This window comes from Xanthomonas sp. NCPPB 2933, assembly GCF_056725225.1.
This window is the reverse complement of the sequence record NZ_CM161518.1, coordinates 1,467,947-1,487,060: the sequence shown is the minus strand read 5'-3', so window position 1 is coordinate 1,487,060 and position 19,114 is coordinate 1,467,947. Positions and strand designations below refer to the sequence as shown.

Genomic DNA, 19,114 nt, shown 5'->3' with positions numbered 1-19,114 from the left:
CGCGCGTGGTCGGCGTATGGAACCGACGATAGCGCCTGCAGCACCTTGCCGGGCGTCACGACCACCGCTACTGCGGCCCAGACTGTCGAGCGATCGCACACGCTGGCAGCCGACAGCGCCGTCTTGTCCAAATAGGCTTCGGCTACAAATACAGTCCACCGACAAACAGGCGCTGCCCACGCTGGGAGCGCCTGTCCTGTTTGCGCATTGAAGTCCGCACAGACACGTCCAAGACCGCCTGTTTAGCGCTTGAGTGCGCCAACAAGATCGATCCAACCCGACTGATCCATTGACATCGTTGTCACCAACTCCTACACAGGCCCGTACTCGCCGACGGCATCGGACGCTCGGCGAACCTTTGAGGATTGAATGTGGCTGCGACCTCGCGTTCTGCTCACACTGCTGTCTTGCCCACTTGCCCCGCTGCCACCGGCTTCATCGCTGCCGATGTCGGTGGCACGCATGTGCGTGTCGGCCACGTGGCGTATGCGGGCAACGCAGAGATCGAGGTGTCGCACTACCGCACTTATCGCGGCAGCGAGCACGCCAGTCTGGAGGCGATCCTCGGCGACTTTCTGCAGCAGGTGCGCGGCGTCGATGCGGTGGTGATCGCCAGTGCCGGTATTGCGCTGGACGATGGCAGCTTCATCAGCAACAACTTGCCGTGGACAATTTCGCCCAGCCAGATACGTCACGCGCTTGCAGTGCGCAGCGTGCATCTGGTCAACGATTTCGAAGCGGTTGCCTACGCTGCGCCACAGATGCAACAACGCGCCGTGCTGCAGCTCAGCGGGCCGACGCCACGGCATGCGCGCGCCGCCGGTCCGATCCTGGTGGTCGGTCCCGGCACCGGGCTTGGTGCTGCAGTGTGGATCGATGCCAAGCCTCGTCCGATCGTGCTCGCCACCGAGGCCGGCCAGGTCGCGTTGGCCAGCACCGACGACAGGGAGCTGCAACTGCTGCGGATTCTGCTGCGCGGCCAGCCCTATCTGCCCCTTGAGCATGTGTTGTCCGGCCCCGGCCTGCTCAATCTCTACAACGCCGTGTGCGAACTGCACGCGGTGCCGCCACGCCATCGCCTGCCTGCTGCGATCACGCATGCAGCCCTGCACGAAGACGATGCGGTGGCGCGCGACTGCCTGCACAGCTTCTGCGCATTGCTGGGCAGCGCGGTCGGCGATATGGCGCTGGCCTACGGCGCTGCCGGCGGCATCTATCTGGCCGGCGGGATCCTGCCGACGATCGGGCAGTTTCTGGCCAACAGCACTTTTCGCGAACGTTTTTTAGCCAAGGGAAACATGCGTGCGCTGCTCGAGCGCATCCCGGTCAAGCTGGTCGAGCACGGGCAGCTGGGCGTGCTCGGCGCGGCCAACTGGTATCTGCAACAACACGTCCACGTGTCGTAAGCGATCCACCACGCGTTTGTGCTCCCCGCAAAACGCGCGACATCAAGACCCGCATCCGGCGAGCTGTCGCTCGCCGTCCATCCCTGTGCGTGATGAGGAGAGACATCATGAAATACAGCACCACCCTGCTGTCCAGCGCGATCGCATTGTCGCTGGCATTCGCGGCGCAAGCCCAGGACAACGGTGACCCGCAAGCCACCGACCTGGACGCCGTGCAAGTCGTCGGCATCCGCGCGAGCCTGGAAAAATCGCTCGACACCAAACGCAACAACACCGGTATTTCCGAAGCGATCACCGCCGAAGACATCGGCAAGTTTCCCAGCACCAATGTGGCCGAAGCGCTGTCGCAGATTCCCGGCGTGACCCTGGACCGCCGCTTTGGCCAGGGCGAACGGGTCAGCATCGACGGCACCGACCCCAGCCTCAATCTGTCGTTCCTGGACGGGCATCCGGTGGCGCAGGCGATCTGGTTGTATGGCGAGCAACCCAGCCGCGGTTTCGATTACACCTTGCTGGCACCGCAGATCCTGGGGCGTGTGGAAATTCTCAAATCCTCCGAAGCGCGTCTGACCGAAGGCAGCCTGGGCGGCACCGTGTTGATGCACACACGGCAACCGCTCGATCTGGAGGTCAACGAGGTCGCTGCCTCCATCGGCTACAGCTACAGCGCGCAAGCCAGCCAGGGCAAACCGAATGCGGCACTGCTCTACAGCTGGAAAAACGCCGCCGACACCTTCGGTATCGCGGTGTCGGCGCAGCATTACGAAGAACGCGTCGACCGCCGCGGCATGGAAGTGTTCGGCTACGCACCGGCCAGCAGCTTCGCCAATGCGGCAGGCAGTGTCCCCGCCGACGCGGACGTGCCCAATTCGATCAATGCGGCCTGGTTTCAGCAGGATCGCGAACGCGACAGCGCGGTGGTCAACCTGCAACTCAAGCCCAGCGATGCGCTGGAGTTCAACCTCAGCGGCCTGTACATCAACGAGAACTTCGACAACTACAACCAGTCGATGTACAGCTTTCTGACCTGGAATCCCGGCACGGTGGCGGCAGTGGACCAACTCGGGGGGCTGCGCAACGGGGTGGTGACCAGCGGGCATTCCAGCGCCAATGCCGACCCGCTCGGCGGCACGGTGATCTATGACAACAACGTGCGCGAATCGGAGGTGACCACTAAGGGCCTGGACCTGCGCGGCGCGTTTCGCGGCGATGGCTGGGGCCTGAGCGGGCAGCTCGGCCAGAGCAAGTCGGAGAACAAGGACCTCTCGCAATACTTCATCGAGCCGTTCTACAACGGCGGCTTCAGTTGGGATACGCAGCGTGGTATTCGCTTCGACGATCCGGCGCGCGCGCGCGACCCGGCCAATTGGGGCTCGGCAGGTGGCTGGTTCGGCAATAACGGCATCTTTTCGACCGAAAGCAAGGACACCTATGGTCAATTGGATCTCGCTGTGCAGTTCGACAGCGTGTTCAATCAGTTGCTGCTGGGCGTGCGCCACGGCAAGCACGAGGAACGATTCGAACTCAATGTCTATGGCGGCGTCACGCCGGGCACGCTGGCCGATGTGGGCACGATCGGGCTGACCGATCTGCAGGACTTCTATCCCGATCATGGGCAGCATGTGCAGGCAGGTCGCAACAATGTGCTGAACTGGATCCGCAACAGCCCGGTCGACTACGGCGCGCCGGACCCGTCCAGTTATCTCAACAACACCTGGGCGCTGCAGCAGACCAATAACGCGGCGTACGCACAGCTGAATTTCTCCGGCGGCGGTTTGCGCGGCAATCTCGGGCTGCGCTATGTGGACTCCAAGACCGAAGGCAGCGGCTTTGTCTACAGCGGCACGCCGTCGCTGCTGAATGCCGACAGCCTGTGGCAGACCCGCACCCGCAAGGAAGACTTTCTGCTGCCTTCGCTCACGCTGGCCTACGAGGCTGCAGACGACTGGGTGTTTCGCTTCGCTGCGGCCAAGGTGATCGCCTGGGCACCGTACAACCAGATGGTCAACAACACCTTCCTCAACGACACCACGCTGACCGGCAGCGGCGGCAATGCGGAGCTGTCGCCGTACGAATCATGGAACTTCAATCTATCGGCCGAGTACTACTTCGCACAGCAGTCGGTGGTGGCGTGGTCGGTGTTCTACAAGAAGATCGACAACTACATCGACACCAGCGCCAGCGTGGAGCGCCAATACAATGCGCTGCGTGACACCGCACCGCAGAGCTGGGCGCAACTGGTCGGCAGCAATGGCTGCAGCGCAGATGGCTATTGCGATTACAGCATCCAGCGACCGCGCAATGCCGGCGACGGCAAGGTCAAGGGCTTCAACATCGCGTTCCAGCAACCGTTCGGCGACAGCGGCTTTGGCCTGACCGCCAACTACACCTACGCCAATGGCGAAAACAACACCGGCGATGCGCTGCCTTACCAGTCGCGTAACAGCGTTGCCTTCAGTCCGTACTACGAGAAAGGCCCGCTCAATGCACGGCTGACCTACAACTGGCGCGATAGCTACCTGGCCGGCGGCTACGTGGCCGGTGCGGCACCGGCGAGCGTGGATGACTACGCCGAACTGGGCGCGAGTGTCGGCTATGCATTCAGCCCGAACTGGTCGCTGCAGATCGATGCACAGAACCTACTGGACGAGGAATACCTGCAGTATCTCGGCGACAAGCAACACCTGGCTGGCCGCTACAAGAGCGGGCGCCGCTATATGGCGAGCCTGCATGTGAAGTTCTGAGGGTATGACCAAAGCCCGCGCGCAGCGTCAGCAAGCTGCGCCCGGGCAGCATGGACCAACCCACGCGGCGGGCTCCAGGTATGCCGCTCGCACCTGTCTGACAAGCGCTCAGCAGGTTTTTTAGAGGCGTCATGTGGCTGCATGCGCTGGCCGCTCCGATGCGATCTGTCGGAGCGGCCAGTGGATGTCGATCCGCATGGATCAGCGCGTCTGGTGATCACCTCGACCCTGGCGCATCCGGCACCATTCAAGCGCGCAACGCAGCCACCCGCTGCGACAACTTTTTCGCAGACACGCCCGACTTGGCGCCCAGCTCCTGCGCGAACACCGAGACACGCAACTCTTCCAGATCCCAGCGCAGCGACTCCCACTCCGGGCGCTGCTGCAAACCGCGTGCGGCGGCATCGCCCAACGCATCCACAAATGGTTTGAGTTCGAGCATGCGGGTCTGGTCGCGAGCCGGATCGCGTTTGGCGCGCTCGGTGCGCAGGATCATCGCCTTGAGATAACGCGGGTAGTTGGCCAGCGCCTCGGCCGGGGTCTCGCGCAGGAAGCCGGCATGCACCAACGCGCGCAACTGCTGCTCCATATCGTCCAGATTGCCCCGCGCCCAGCCCATCAACGGCGCTTCCAGCAAGGGCTTGAGTTCGGCCACGGCACCGAGAATGCTTTCGGCCAGTGTCAACCGCTCCATCGCCTCGCCGAACAAGCGCTTGATCGCATCGTCACGGCGTTGCGCAAAGGCACCCGCGTCGCGAATCGCGCCCAAACCTTCGGCCAACACCGCATTGAGCGCGGCATCGACCAGATCGCCGCGCAGCCGCTCCTGCGACTCGATTGCCGCGTACAACAACCCGGTTTTGGGCGACACCGGCAATTGCTTGCGCGCCTGCTTGATCTTGTCGGCAAGCGCGATTTCCAGCAGCCGGCGCACGCCGCGCGGATGCGCCTGCGCCGCTTCGTTGCGGTCGGCAAAGATGCGCAGCGCTGCGTCTTCGCCCTGATCCACCAACGCCGGATATGCCGGCACACCGGCCTCGCCCGACACCTGTTCGGGGATCGGGGTGGCCGGGAAATCGCGCAAGCCCTCCGCAGCCAGCGCGCGGCCGGCACGCGCGGCAAACGCCTGCCCCGCACGCTCGCCGAACCGTGCGCGCAACCCGTCCAGATCGCGCGACTCGGCCAGCACCTTGCCGTCGTCATCGCGCAGGCGCAGGTTCATCAGCAGATGCGTGTCCAGCGCCTCTTCGTCGAAATCCAGCGCCGCCACCTGCGTGCCGGTGGCCTTGCTCAGAAAGCGCGCCAGCTCGCCACGGATATCGTCGGCCGACGCAATGCTGTAGGCCTCGTAGAACGCGCGCCCGAAATCCGGCGCCGGCACATAGTTACGGCGCTGCGCCTTGGGCAGGCTACGAATCAATGCCGATGCCTTGTCGGCAACAAAGCCAGGCGCCAGCCACGACAGCCGCGTTGGATCCAGCGCATTGAGCAGATGCAACGGCACATCCAGGGTGACGCCGTCATCGATGGCCCCCGGCTCGAAGCGGTAATGCAACGGCAGCCGCGCATCGCCAAGGGGGAAATACTTCGGGAAGCGATCGGCCTCGCTGCCTTCGCCCGGCAGCAGATCGTTCAACGACCAATGCAGGCTGCGGCGTTTGTCAGGCGGCAAGGTTTTCCACCACGCATCCAGGCCACTGGCCGAATGCAGTTCGGACGGAATGCGATCCAGATACCAACGTGCCTGCCACTCTTCGTCGGCCACGATGCCGGCGCGACGCAACTTAGCTTCTTCTTCGCGCGCCTGCTCCAGCACCTTGAGGTTGTCGGCCACGAACGCCGCGCGCGTATTGATTTCGCCCGTCACCAGGCCCTGACGCACGAACAGATCGTGCGCGGCGGCCGGGTCGATCTTGCCGAAATGCACCGGCTTTTTCGGCGCCAGCACCAGCCCGAACAGGCTGATCTGCTCGGAGGCGACCACCTGCCCCTGCGCACGCGACCAATGCGGGTCGAAATGCTTGCGCGCCAGCAGATGCCCCAGCTCGGCGATCGCCCAATCCGGCTCGATCGCGGCGTTGGTCATGCCCCAGACTTTTTGCGTGTCCAGCAGCGTGGCGGCCAGAATCCACGGCGGCGGTTTGCGCGCCAACGCCGAGCCGGGGAACGGCACGAACCGGCGTTGCCGTGCGGCGAGAAAATCGCCTTTTTCGGTGCGATGGCCGATCTGCGTCGGCAGGCCGGCCAACAGCGCGCGGTGCAGTGCCTGATACGCCGCGGCGCGTTCGCGCTCGCTGGTGCGCGCCGACACCTCGGCGGCTTCGGCCTGCTTGTTCGCAGCTGCAGAGGTGGTGCGTGCAGGTGCCGCACTTGGCTCCGGCTTGCCTTCGCGCGCCAGACGCGCGGCGCGATGCAGCTGCCCGCGCGTGGGCCGGTTGGCGTTGTGCCCATCCTCGCGCGGCGGTGCGCTGGCACCGGCCAGTAGCGGCGCCATCATCGCCCCGGCTGGCTCTTCGCTCCAACCGAGTTCTTCGCACAGCAAGCGTAACTGCCGATGCAGTTCGCGCCACTCGCGCATGCGCAAAAAGCCCAGAAAATGTCGATTGCACCAATCGCGCAACTTGGACTGGGTGAGCTCTTCGTGCACCTGTCGGTACGCTTCCCACAAGCGCAGGATGCCGACGAATTCCGAGCGCGCATCGGCAAACAGCGCATGCGCGTTGTCGGCTGCCTCGCGCGCTTCGGGCGGGCGCTCGCGCGGATCCTGGATTCCCAGGAATGAAGCGATGACGATCATCTCGCGCAGGCAGCCGTGCTGCTGTGCGGCCACCAGCATGCGCGCGAGTTTGACGTCCACCGGCAGGCGCGCCATCTGGCGGCCGGTCGCGGTCAGGCGGCGCTCGCCATCGATCGCGCCCAGCTCCAGCAACTGCTGCCAGCCGTCGGCAACTGCACGCTCGTCCGGCGCTTCCAGAAACGGGAAATCCTCGATCCGCCCGAGACCCAGTTGCAGCATGCGCAGGATCACGCCCGACAACGACGCGCGCCGGATTTCCGGGTCGGTAAACGCTGGCCGGGCGGCAAAGTCGGCTTCGGCATACAGGCGGTAGCAGATGCCCTCGGCGATGCGCCCGCAACGGCCCATGCGCTGGTTGGCGCTGGCCTGCGAGATCGGCTCGATATGCAAACGGTCCAGCTTCTGCCGCGGGCTATAGCGCTTGATGCGCGCAAACCCGGGGTCCACCACATAGCGGATGCGCGGCACCGTCAGCGAGGTCTCGGCCACGTTGGTGGCCAGCACCAGGCGGCGACGCGGGCCCGGATTGAACACACGGTCCTGATCCTGCGCAGACAGCCGCGCGTATAACGGCACCACTTCGGTCTCGCGATATTTGCGCCGTTCCAGCGATTGATGCGCATCACGGATTTCGCGCTCGCCGGGCAGGAACATCAGCACGTCGCCGCGCGGGTCGATGCGGGTGATTTCGTCGATCGCCGCCACGATCGCATCGTTGACGGTGCGCTCGCCATCGCGGCCGTTGCCTTGCTCGCCGTCACCACTATCGCCCGCATCACCTTCGAGCGGGCGATAGCGCACCTCGACCGGGAACGTGCGTCCTTCCACACTGATCACCGGCGCATCGTTGAAATGCTGCGCGAAACGCTCGGTGTCGATGGTGGCCGAAGTCACGATCAACTTCAGATCGGGGCGCTTGACCAGCAACTGCTTGAGATAGCCAAGCAAAAAATCGATGTTGAGACTGCGCTCGTGCGCCTCGTCCACGATGATGGTGTCGTAGGCCGACAACCAACGGTCGCTGGCGATCTCCGCCAGCAGGATGCCGTCGGTCATGAACTTGATCCGCGAGTCTTCACCAACCCGGTCGGTGAAGCGCACCTGGAAACCCACCGTGGTGCCCAACGGCGTCTTCAACTCCTCGGCCACGCGTGCGGCCACCGCACGTGCGGCGATCCGGCGCGGCTGGGTGCAGCCGATCATGCCTGCGGCGCCCCGCCCGGCCGCCAGACACAGCTTGGGCAGCTGGGTGGTCTTGCCCGAGCCGGTTTCGCCGGCAATGACCACCACTTGATGATCGCGAATCAACGCGATGATCCGCTCGGCTTCGCGCGCGATCGGCAGTTGCGTGTCCAGCGTGATGGCGGGCTGCTGCTCGGCGCGGGCCTTGCGCTGCGCCTGCGACGCCGCCAGCGCCTGCTCGAAGGCCTGGCGCAGCTGCACGTTGCCGGGTTTGCCTTGCCAGCGCGACCACAGGCCGAGCAAGCGGCCCCGGTCGCGGCTCATGCCGCCATCGACGGCGCTACGGCCCTCGCGCAAGGTGGTGGCCAGGTCGGTATCGATAGCGCTCATTGATGAAAAAATGTGAAAGATTGAATGACGAGTGATCCTTTAGAGTGACTATTGTGACCCGATATCTGTTCCCTCAGGAGGACCATTCCCATGTCCAAGAAAAAGAACGCCAACAAGCCCGTCGTCATCATTGACGGACCAGACGCCTTACCGGTTGCCGCCGCATCGGCCCCACACATCGATATCGGGATCAAGGACGGCGATCGCAAGAAGATCTCCGACGGTCTGGCCCGCTACATGGCTGACGCCTTCACCTTGTATCTGAAAACCCACAACTTCCATTGGAACGTCACCGGGTCGATGTTCAACTCGCTGCACACCATGTTCGAAACCCAGTACACCGAGCAGTGGGCCGCACTGGACGAAGTGGCCGAGCGCATCCGTGCCCTGGGCTACAACGCGCCGGGCTCCTACAGCGAGTTCGTCGCTTTGACTTCGATCCCGGAAGAACAGGGCCTGAGCGATAGCGCCGACTGGCGCGAGATGGTGCGCCAGCTGGTCAGCGGCAACGAAGCGGTCTGCCGCACCGCACGTAAGGTGCTAGGCACCGCCGACGACGCCGGCGACGACCCGACCGTGGACCTGCTGACCCAGCGCCTGCAGACCCACGAAAAGTACGCGTGGATGCTGCGGTCACTACTGCAGTAAGCACCTCTCTCCACGCGCCGGCATTGTCAGGCGCGGGACACAAAGCCCCTCTCCCCTCGGGAGAGGGGTTGGGGTGAGGGTACGGAGCGAAGCTCTAGTAGCCTTAAGCAACGCTCGGCCACCGGCCGTTTTCCACGCCACACGACCCATATCCAGCAACGTCCGCATCAGCACTCGTAGGCACACCCACCACATCGCGGCGATCCCCGACACCGCATTACGCAACAACGCCGGCATGACACCGGCCAAGACGTGACCCGCGCGGTATCCTAGACGGATGTCTTCCCCCGCCCACGAACTGCTCAGCCGCGTCTTCGGTTACGACGACTTCCGCGGTCCTCAACAGGCCATTGTCGAACACGTCGCCGCGGGTAACGATGCCCTGGTGCTGATGCCCACCGGTGGCGGCAAGTCGTTGTGCTACCAGGTGCCTGCGCTGCTACGCGATGGCATCGGCATTGTGGTCTCGCCGCTGATCGCATTGATGCAGGATCAGGTCGACGCCTTGCGCCAGCTCGGCGTGCGCGCCGAATTCCTCAATTCCACGCTGGATGCGGAAAACACCCAGCGGGTCGAGCGCGCCTTGCTCTCGGGCGATCTGGATCTGCTTTACGTCGCGCCAGAGCGCTTGCTGACGCCACGCTTCCTGTCGTTGCTGGAGCGCAGCCGCATCGCGCTGTTCGCCATCGACGAGGCGCATTGCGTCTCGCAGTGGGGTCACGACTTCCGCCCCGAATACCGCCAGCTCACCGTGCTGCACGAGCGCTGGCCGCACATTCCGCGCATGGCCTTGACCGCCACCGCCGACCCGCCGACCCAGCGCGAGATCGCCGAGCGTCTGGATCTGGTCGACGCGCGCCACTTCGTCAGCTCCTTCGACCGCCCCAACATCCGCTACACCGTGGTGCAGAAGGACAACGCGCGCAAGCAGCTGCAGGAGTTCCTGGGCCGCCATCGCGGCTCGGCCGGCATCGTCTACGCCATGTCGCGGCGCAAGGTCGAAGAAACCGCGCAGCAGCTGTGTGCGCAAGGCTTCAACGCCCTGCCCTACCACGCCGGTTTGCCGGCCGAGGTGCGGGCGGAAAACCAGCGCCGCTTCCTGCGCGAAGACGGCATCATCATGACCGCCACCATCGCCTTCGGCATGGGCATCGACAAGCCCGACGTGCGCTTCGTGGCGCATGTGGATCTGCCCAAATCGCTGGAAGGCTACTACCAGGAAACCGGCCGCGCCGGCCGCGATGGCGACCCGGCCGAGGCCTGGCTCTGCTACGGCCTGGGCGACATGGTGCTGCTCAAGCAGATGATCGAACAGGGCGAAGCGGCCGAAGAGCGCAAGCGCCTGGAGCGCGCCAAGCTCGATCACCTGCTGGGCTATTGCGAATCGATGCAATGCCGTCGCCAAGTGCTGCTGGCCGGCTTCGGCGAGACCTATCCCAAGCCCTGCGGCAATTGCGACAACTGCCTCACCCCGGCGGCCGCCTGGGATGCCACGGTGGCTTCGCAAAAAGCGCTCAGTTGCGTGTACCGCAGCGGGCAGCGTTTCGGTGTGGGCCACCTGCTCGACATCCTGCGCGGCAGCGAGAACGAGCGCATCAAGCAGCTCGGCCACGACCAGTTGAGCACCTACGGCATCGGCCGCGATCTGGACGAGCGCACCTGGCGCGGCGTGTTCCGCCAGTTGGTGGCCGCCAGCCTGCTGGAGGTCGACAGCGAAGGCCATGGCGGTCTGCGGCTTACAGATGCCAGCCGCCAGGTACTCAAGGGCGAGCGACAGGTGATGATGCGCCGCGAGAACCCGGCTGCCGGACGCGAGCGTGAGCGTGGCACGCAACGCACCGGCCTGCCGGTGCAACCGCAGGATCTGGTGTTGTTCAACGCCTTGCGCGGCTTGCGCGCAGAGCTGGCCAAGGAACAGAACGTGCCGGCATTTGTGATCTTCCACGACAGCACGCTGCGCAACATCGCCGAACAACGGCCAACCAGCATCGATGCGCTATCGCATATCGGCGGCATCGGTGGCGGCAAACTGGCCCGCTACGGGGCGCAGCTGATCGAGATCGTGCGCGAACAAGGCTGATGCAACGGCGTGTGTCATCGGCATACCAACGCTGGCACAAAAATCCGCAAGATCGACAGCGCGCATTCAATCAGCCGTTGCTAGTTTCACAAGGCGATCTGGCACGCGCTGTCAGTCCCTCATGTAGAGTCCAATCGATGAAACGCAGCCTGCTTCTCCTGGCCACTCTGTTTGCCGCTGGCGGCGCGCTCGCCCAGGCCGGCGACGGCAGTGCCGAGCCGGTCACGGCGCGCTCGCTCGATCTGAGCATTCCACAGGCACCGGTGCAGTACCGCTCCGATCCCGAGGTCCCCACCGATCCGCCAGGCACCTTTTACGGCGACAAAAGCGGTCCCCAGCCTGCGTTGAGCCGGCCCAGTGCCGCCGCTATCGCCGCCGAACGCGCCGAGCAATGCCAGGGCAAGCTGCATGGCGCAGTCGAAACCGGCATGGGCTATGCCAGCCGCGGCGGCAACAGCAACTGGCAGGCGGTCAATCTGAATTCTTGCAAGACCTATTACGACGACGACGGCAAGGCGCACCAGATTGGCGTCAGCATCAGTGTCGGGCGAGGCGAAGGCCCGATTTTCGGCCCGCGTTATGGGCCTGGCGGCTACGGTCCCGGCCCGTTCGGCTGGTAACCATACGGCCCCGTCTGCGTTGACGGAGGGTTCACCCCTGCATCGCTGAGAATGCGGCTTGCCTTACGAGACGCGCTCATGTCACAGAACAAGGAACGGCCAGTTGTCTTCGTCGTCGAAGACGGCGATGGCACCCGACAACTCAGCTGCCTTGTGCTGGAGAGCTATGGGTTCACCTGCCGCAGTGCAGGCTCGGTCGAAGAAGCGCTGACCCTGATCGAAAGTGACCCGCGCATCGATGTGCTGTTTTCCGATATCCACTTCCCGGGCGGCCTGACCGGCGTGGATCTGGCGGTCAAGACCGCGCAGGCGCCATACAAGCTTCCGGTATTGCTCACCTCCGGCCTGGCGGTGGAGTACGTGGAAGAGATCCTGCCCGACGGCGTGGCCTTCCTGGAAAAGCCTTACACCCCCGAGCAATTGCTGACCGCCATCCGCAGCGTGATGGCCAAACACCGGGTGCTTCCCACCCCGGTGGCCTGACGGCGGCGGCCGCCACTGGACGGCGGCCCACAATCCCGGTATGAAATGCCAGCCGTCGCGCCATGCGCCGGCCACGGGGATTGATCAACACACGTTTGTGCCAAGGATGCGGCGCCATCGCCCGCCTGCAAAAGCCGCTCAGTCAGCCAAACGCTGCAGGGTCTGCTTGCACGATCTGCGCCAGACATTGCGCTTCGACACCAATACACCGAACGTCCATCGCATGACGCCTGACGAATGCAACGTGCAAAGAACATTTGAACCACGCATACGTCGTATTTCACGCGATCAAGCACGCCGCTCGCTAGGCTGGTTCGAATGCAGCGCTTTGCTGCCAAAGAACTCAGGAGATCCCCATGGGCGACAACTCGTTTCTGTCACCGGCTTTCATCATCTTGGTCGTTGCGATCATCGGCGTGGTTTTCTGGCTGGTGACGCGTGCCAAGAAGAAGCGCAACAAGAAGTAAGCGACCCGGGCACCGGTTCGAAGGCAGCGACTCGTCGCATTGCCTGCAGGTTGCCGCCAGCGTTGAACGCCAGCGGCACACTCAAAAACGCTCGCCCGCCGGCAGGTAGCGCCATTCGCCGATCGCCAGTTTGCCCAGCGAGATGCGGCCCACGCGCAAGCGCCGGATGCTTACCACGTCCAGCCCGACTTCCTTGCACATGAAGCGCAGTTGCCCGGGCTGCACATGTTTGATCGCAAAGCGCAGCCGCTCTTCGTTCTGCCAACTCACCTTGCACGGCGACAGGCTGCGCTGCTGATAGACCAGGCCGTGCGCAAGCCGTGCCATGCCGTAGGGGCGCAGCTCGCCGCTGACTTCCACCAGGAATTCCTGCTCGATGGGGGTTGCATCGGCGCTGAGCCTGCGGAGCACGCGGCCATCCTGACTCAGGACCAGCAAACCGCTGGCCTCATCCTCCAGCGGCAACGGCGCGCTCAGACGCAGGAAATGCCGTTTCAGCACGCGTACGTTGGCCTGATCCAGACTGCTGCGCGCGGCCGGCGCGGCCAACCCCAACGCGGCCTCGGCCGTCATTCCGGCAGGCTTGTGCAGCAGCAACGTGGCTGGCTCGGCAGGCTCCAGCACCGCATCGGCTGCCAGCGTCACCTGCGGCGCAGTAGCCAATGTCTGCGGCTCCTCGACCACCACACCGTCCACGCTGACCCAGCCGCCTTCGATGTACTGCTGAGCCTCGCCACGCGAGCAGCCGAACAGCGCGGCAACGCATTTGTCGAGACGGATCGGTTCGGACATCGGACGAGCTCAGCATCAGGGGACGGCAGTGTACGTGCTGGGTCCGTGGATGCGCGAGGTTGGCCTCACTGGCGCGGCGTTGAGGCTCTGCCAACACCTGGCGGTCCGTCGGCGTCCCCTGTGAACACCCACGAAGCAGCGCCGTCGCTTGGGTCCCCATACAAGCTTCGCCCGTCACGTCGCTGCCATCGCGCTTCTGCGGCGCACGACAAAGTGGGAAACTGAGCGCTCACATAGGAGATTGAAGATGTTCATCAAATTCGGCACAACCTGGATCCGCCTTGCCCATATCTCCGTCGTCAACGACCCGTTCAACGCCGGCGAGAGCTTCGGTTCGTATTGCCACTCGGTACGGGTCGGCCTGATCTCCGGCGACGAGGTCTTCGCACGCTTCAACAACGAGGCCGATGCCGAACAGCTTTACGCCAACGTCCTTGCCGCGCTGGAGAGTTGAGCGCAAGACAACACCCATCGCGCCATGCTTGCTGCGCGCGACGGCGCGATGGATCAATGGCTAGCTAAAAAGTAGCCGGCGCAGGCCGGCTCGCGATGTGCACGGGCAGGCTGTACTGCTGCCCAGCATCAACCGAATCGCTCGCGGCATTGATGCATTCGCAGCAATCTTGCGGTTCTCATCCGCCCATACCGCACACGTCAGCGAACTCGACCATTCGTCAGTTCCAATCGTTGGCTGTGCGCGCTGCGTTATCCACTTCAGTGCGTCGGTAAAACGTCGGAGAATCGTCCTGCCATTGGCACGCTTCGATCCAGCAATGACGCATTAAACAAGGCGTTTTTGGTGGGATGTCAGGTAGCGGCGGACAGCTGTCGGGAAATTTCTTCCACGTCATGAATACGTCATAAGTATTTCCGAATACAAGCCTTTAGCTCCTCACTCTCAGGCCGCTAGCTGGGCAAGACGCTTGAGTGGATGCACCCCGCATTCACTGAGCCCTTCAGCTGCACAACCTGGATGCGGTGATGAACCAATATCTGCAACACCTCAATGTCGGCCGCCGCTTGGGCGTGGCCTTCGGCATCTTGATCTTATTGTCCGGCCTGCTTGTGGCAACCGGCCTGGTCACCATGTCCACCGCCCGCCTCGAGTTGGACACCATCGTCAACAACAACATGGAGCGGATCAGACTCTCCACCGACATGCTGGACGCCAACACCAACGTGGCGATCGGTCTGCGCGATATCGTCATGGTGTCTGGCGATGCTGCCAACCGCAGCGCAATGGAGATGATCGAAAGCAACCGCGCCCGTTATAAAGCCGCGCACGATGCACTGGCAGCCATGCCAAGCACCGACGGCGAAAAGAACGCGCTCAAGCTGGTGCAGGAAAAACGCGACATCTCGGTCAAGTACAACAACCAGATTCTCGAATACGGCATTCATGATCAGAACCAGGAGGCGCAGGCGCTGTTGCAAGGCGCCGCCGCTGTGGCGATGAATGAACAACAAGCCGCCATTCGCGCCAACGCAGCACTGGAAAGCCGCCTCAGCAAACAGGCCTATGCCGCAGCGGTGGCATCGATGCATCGCGGCAAGGTCACGCTCGCCAGTGGCGGCATTGCCGCGTTGGCCATCAGCGCCCTGCTTGCGTGGATGATCACGCGCAGCCTGACCATGCCGCTCAGCCAGGCCACCCGCACTGCCGAGGCCATTGCAGCCGGCAATCTGCAGAACGACGTGCACACCACCGCCACCGATGAAACCGGCCGCCTGTTGCAGGCAATGGACAAGATGCAGTTGCAGCTGCGCAACCTGATCGCCGCGCAGACCGATATGGCCAAGCATCACGACAATGGCCAGATCAGTTTCCGCATCGATGCCTCGGCATTCCCCGGCGATTACGGGCGCATGGCCAACGACACTAATTTGCTGGTCGCCTCGCATGTGGCGGTGCAAAACGATCTGGCCCGCATCATGGGGCGTTACGCCATCGGCGAACTCTCCGAAGACATGCAGCCACTGCCGGGCGAAAAAGCCGCTTTCAGCGACACCATGTCGCAGGTCAAGCTCAACCTGTCGGCGATGAATCACGAGATCAAGCACCTTGCACAGTCGGCCGCCAATGGCGACTTCACAGCCCGTGGCGATGTCGAGCGTTTCCAGTTCGATTTCCGCATCATGGTGGAAAGCCTCAATCATCTGATGTCCACCGCCGATGGCAATCTGCAGTCGCTATCGTCGTTGCTGCAGTCGATCGCCGCCGGCGATCTCACCGCGCGCATGAGTGGCGAGTTCCGCGGCGTGTTTGCACAGATGCGCGACGATGCCAACGCCACCGCCAGCCAGTTGGCGCAGATCGTCGGCAACATCCAGCAATCGGCGGTCTCGATCAACTCGGCTGCCAGCGAAATCGCTGCCGGCAATCAGGACCTGTCGCAACGCACCGAGCAACAAGCGGCCAACCTGGAAGAGACTGCTGCTTCGATGGAAGAGCTGACGTCCACCGTCAAACAGAATGCAGAGAGCGCACGCGAGGCCAATCAGCTCGCGATCGGCGCCGCACGCGTGGCCTCGCAAGGCGGCGAGGTGGTGGGCAAGGTCGTCCAGACCATGACCGGTATCGAAGCCTCGTCCAAAAAGATTGCCGACATCATCAGCGTCATCGATGGCATCGCATTCCAGACCAACATCCTTGCCTTAAACGCCGCGGTGGAAGCCGCGCGTGCCGGGGAACAGGGACGCGGCTTTGCAGTAGTGGCGTCGGAGGTGCGCACGCTCGCACAGCGTTCGTCTGGCGCGGCCAAGGAAATCAAGAGCCTTATCGACGATTCGGTGCAGCGTGTGGCCGAAGGCTCGGCGTTGGTGCACAGCGCCGGCAAGACCATGGGCGATGTGGTGGCCAGCGTGCAACGCGTGACCGACATCATGAGCGAGATCTCTGCGGCCTCGCAGGAGCAGTCCGCCGGCATCGAGCAGGTTAACCAGACCATCACGCATATGGACGAGGCCACCCAGCAAAACGCCGCGCTGGTGGAAGAAGCCACGGCCGCCGCACGCTCGATGGAAGAACAGGCTGTGCAGCTCACCGACGCGGTGGCGATCTTCAAGATCGATGCACGGCAGACAAGCCAGGCACAGACGCGCGCGGCAGCACCGGTCGCGCATCTGTTGAACAAGGTCCGTAGCGCCTGAGGAATTGGCGGTGAACCCAGCGCTGCCCTCAACAGCGTCGTCGGCGTGGTTCCACTGACGGCACTGGTTGAGGCTTGCATAGATCCGCCCTCGGAATGTCGTCTACGAAAAGCGTCTGGCAAGGCGCTTTTCGTTGTTTCCGACCGTTTAAACCGCGGCCACGCAGATCACGTCCACAACTGCAGGCCTGATCAGTTGCTAGGCGCGGTCGCGGGTATATATCCCGGGGATGTAACGCTCCATCAGCGACTGTGGATACAACGGTGACGTAAACCCGTAGCGCGCGTATAACCCGTGCGCATCGCTGGTGGCCAGGCTGAAACGGCGCAATCCCTGCAGCTCGGGGTGTGCCATGACCGCATCCATCAGCAGCTTGCTATAGCCCTTGCCTTGATGCTCGGGCAGCACGAAGACATCGCCCAGATATGCAACGGTTGCGTAATCGGAAACCACCCGCGCGAACGCCACCTGCACGCGCTCCACAAACCCGCCAAAGCACAGTGAATTGGCGATGGAGCGCTGCAGCAGCGACAACGGGATGTCCCTGGCCCACGTGGTGTGCTGCGACAGATAGCGGTGGATCATCGGCACATCGAGCTCGGACGTGTCGGTGGTAATGCGCAACGGCGGCATGACAGTGACTCCAGTCATAGGGGGGCGTCAGAGTAGCGCAGCATGCGATGGCAGCAGCAACAAGGCGCACAGCACCAGCATGAACACCGCGATCAATGCGTCCAGGACGCGCCATGCGCGCGGATCACGAAAGGCCGGCTGCAGCAAACGCGCGCCATATCCCAAGCTGGAGAACCAGGTAACACTGGCAAGGCACGCACCCGACGCAAACGCCCAGCGCAGCTGGCCTGGATAGCGCGCAGACACGCTGCCCAGCAGCACCATCGTGTCGAGATAGACGTGCGGATTGAGAAACGTGAATGCCAGACAGGTCAGCATGGCGCGCTGCCAGGATTGCGCGCCGCCTGCTGCCGGTGCCAGTGCTCCCTTGCCATGCCAGGCCCTGCGTGCAGCCAGGATTCCGTACGCCGCCAGGAACGCAGCGCCGGCATAGCGAAGAACTTGCAGCACGCCCGGCCATTGCTTCACCAACGCACCAATCCCGGCGACACCCAGCACGATCAGCGCGATATCGCCGGCTGCGCAGATCAGCACGATCAGGCCCACATGCTGACGCTTGAGCCCCTGCCGTAACACAAACGCATTTTGTGCCCCGATCGCAATGATGAGACCTGCGCCAGCGATCAAGCCGGCCGCTGCTGCCTGAAGGATCATATGCATCTCCCGAGACCAGGCCTGCATCGTGATGGCAGCAAGCGATTCAGGAAAACTAAATATTCTGTAGGCTAGTTAGAACTTCTAATCCAGTGAAGAGATGCCATGGATCTGCTGCATCCACAGCTGGCGGCGTTCGCGGCCGTGCTGGAAGAAGGCAGCTTCGATGCTGCTGCGTATCGGCTGTCGGTCACTCCCTCGGCCATCTCGCAGCGCATCAAGGCACTCGAAGACCGGCTTGGCCAGTTGCTGGTGATCCGAAAAGCACCCTGCCGCCCTACCCCGGCGGGTGAACGCCTGTTACGTCGGGTAAGACCGATGCAGGTACTCGAAGCCGAGGCAATGGCCGACTTCCTGCCCGGCGACCACGCAGCTGGACATCCACGCAGCATTGCCATCGCCGTCAACGACGATTCACTGCAGACCTGGTTCCTGGCTGCACTGGCGTCCTTGCATCAAACGCATGGGTTTCTCTTCGACGTCCATGTGGACGACCAGGACCACACCCTGGAATTGTTACGTGCCGGCACCGTGCTTGGCGCCGTCACCTCGGAGCGCAAGCCGCTGCAAGGCTGCAATGTCGACGCATTGGGTGTGATGCGTTACCACGCCATCGCATCGGCCGACTTCGTTGCAAGGTATTTCGCGCAGGGTTTCAACGCTACGGCGCTGACGCGTGCGCCGATGCTGGTCTTCAACCGAAAAGACACGCTACAAGCCCGCTTCGTCCGCCGCATCACGCGCGCGCAGGTGGCGCCACCGGTGCACTATCTCCCCACCTCCACCGGCTTCATCGAAGCTGCCGCGCGTGGACTTGGATGGTGTCTGGCCCCGGACTCGATGGTCACTCCGGCAGTCCAGAACAAGCAGGTGGTCATCATCGATCCCACGCGCTGGCTCGATGTGCCGCTGTACTGGCAATGCGCGGCAGTGCGCTCAAGCGCCTTGCACCATCTCAGTCAGGCACTGAGTAAGGCGGCAGCTGCCAGTTTGCTTGGCGGCAGGCAGTAGCTTTTGCCGTAGCGTGCATCCGCACGATGCCTCAATCCGGCAAAGCGTTATTCACTC

13 protein-coding genes are annotated in these 19,114 nt (G+C 63.4%); 9 read left to right on the top strand and 4 right to left on the bottom strand.

Annotated features, from left to right (window positions below):
* The first annotated feature begins 371 nt into the window (after positions 1-371).
* Positions 372-1,406 carry a glucokinase family protein gene (locus AC1PLU_RS06130; protein WP_481094334.1) on the top strand — a complete coding sequence of 345 codons (1,035 nt, stop codon included), beginning with the start codon at positions 372-374 and terminating at the stop codon, positions 1,404-1,406.
* Between the two features lie 107 nt (positions 1,407-1,513).
* Positions 1,514-4,150: a TonB-dependent receptor gene (locus tag AC1PLU_RS06125; protein ID WP_481107985.1), complete on the top strand. Its 2,637-nt coding sequence runs from the start codon at positions 1,514-1,516 to the stop codon at positions 4,148-4,150.
* Positions 4,151-4,397: 247 nt separating this feature from the next.
* On the opposite strand, the gene hrpA is transcribed toward AC1PLU_RS06125, so the two are convergent.
* Positions 4,398-8,519 carry an ATP-dependent RNA helicase HrpA gene (hrpA, locus tag AC1PLU_RS06120; protein WP_481107984.1) on the bottom strand — a complete coding sequence of 1,374 codons (4,122 nt, stop codon included), beginning with the start codon at positions 8,517-8,519 and terminating at the stop codon, positions 4,398-4,400.
* Between the two features lie 90 nt (positions 8,520-8,609).
* Between hrpA and AC1PLU_RS06115 the strand changes: the two genes are divergently transcribed.
* The 4 genes from AC1PLU_RS06115 (at position 8,610) to AC1PLU_RS06100 (ending at position 12,350) form a co-directional block, all read left to right on the top strand.
* A complete protein-coding gene (locus AC1PLU_RS06115; protein ID WP_006452768.1) occupies positions 8,610-9,167 on the top strand; it encodes a Dps family protein in 558 nt (185 codons plus the stop codon).
* 277 nt (positions 9,168-9,444) lie between these two features.
* Positions 9,445-11,247, top strand: a complete 1,803-nt coding sequence (gene recQ / locus AC1PLU_RS06110; RefSeq protein WP_023904795.1) for a DNA helicase RecQ — start codon at positions 9,445-9,447, stop codon at positions 11,245-11,247.
* A 137-nt stretch (positions 11,248-11,384) separates the two neighbouring features.
* The gene (locus AC1PLU_RS06105; RefSeq protein WP_023904796.1) at positions 11,385-11,867 is read left to right on the top strand and encodes a hypothetical protein; all 483 of its coding nucleotides are present in this window, start codon (positions 11,385-11,387) and stop codon (positions 11,865-11,867) included.
* A 78-nt stretch (positions 11,868-11,945) separates the two neighbouring features.
* Entirely contained in the window at positions 11,946-12,350 is a 405-nt protein-coding gene (locus tag AC1PLU_RS06100; protein ID WP_043910889.1) for a response regulator, read from the top strand.
* A 548-nt stretch (positions 12,351-12,898) separates the two neighbouring features.
* Here the strand turns inward: AC1PLU_RS06100 and AC1PLU_RS06095 are convergent.
* Positions 12,899-13,609, bottom strand: coding sequence for an rRNA pseudouridine synthase (locus AC1PLU_RS06095; protein ID WP_481107983.1), 711 nt, complete (start codon positions 13,607-13,609; stop codon positions 12,899-12,901).
* Positions 13,610-13,856: 247 nt separating this feature from the next.
* On the opposite strand from AC1PLU_RS06095, the gene AC1PLU_RS06090 reads away from it, so the two are divergent.
* Together AC1PLU_RS06090 and AC1PLU_RS06085 are read left to right on the top strand one after the other, a co-directional pair.
* Entirely contained in the window at positions 13,857-14,063 is a 207-nt protein-coding gene (locus tag AC1PLU_RS06090) for a hypothetical protein (RefSeq protein ID WP_481107982.1), read from the top strand.
* 527 nt (positions 14,064-14,590) lie between these two features.
* On the top strand, positions 14,591-16,759 hold the full coding sequence (locus AC1PLU_RS06085; protein ID WP_481107981.1) for a methyl-accepting chemotaxis protein: 2,169 nt from the start codon (positions 14,591-14,593) through the stop codon (positions 16,757-16,759).
* A gap of 198 nt (positions 16,760-16,957) precedes the next feature.
* Here AC1PLU_RS06085 and AC1PLU_RS06080 read toward each other — a convergent pair whose 3' ends face one another.
* Together AC1PLU_RS06080 and AC1PLU_RS06075 are read right to left on the bottom strand one after the other, a co-directional pair.
* Positions 16,958-17,392: a GNAT family N-acetyltransferase gene (locus AC1PLU_RS06080; protein ID WP_043907168.1), complete on the bottom strand. Its 435-nt coding sequence runs from the start codon at positions 17,390-17,392 to the stop codon at positions 16,958-16,960.
* A gap of 27 nt (positions 17,393-17,419) precedes the next feature.
* Positions 17,420-18,046, bottom strand: a complete 627-nt coding sequence (locus AC1PLU_RS06075; protein ID WP_115040957.1) for a LysE/ArgO family amino acid transporter — start codon at positions 18,044-18,046, stop codon at positions 17,420-17,422.
* A gap of 105 nt (positions 18,047-18,151) precedes the next feature.
* On the opposite strand from AC1PLU_RS06075, the gene AC1PLU_RS06070 reads away from it, so the two are divergent.
* Positions 18,152-19,057 (top strand): LysR family transcriptional regulator ArgP, encoded by a 906-nt coding sequence (locus tag AC1PLU_RS06070; protein ID WP_481107980.1) that lies wholly within the window; start codon positions 18,152-18,154, stop codon positions 19,055-19,057.
* Positions 19,058-19,114 lie beyond the last annotated feature (57 nt).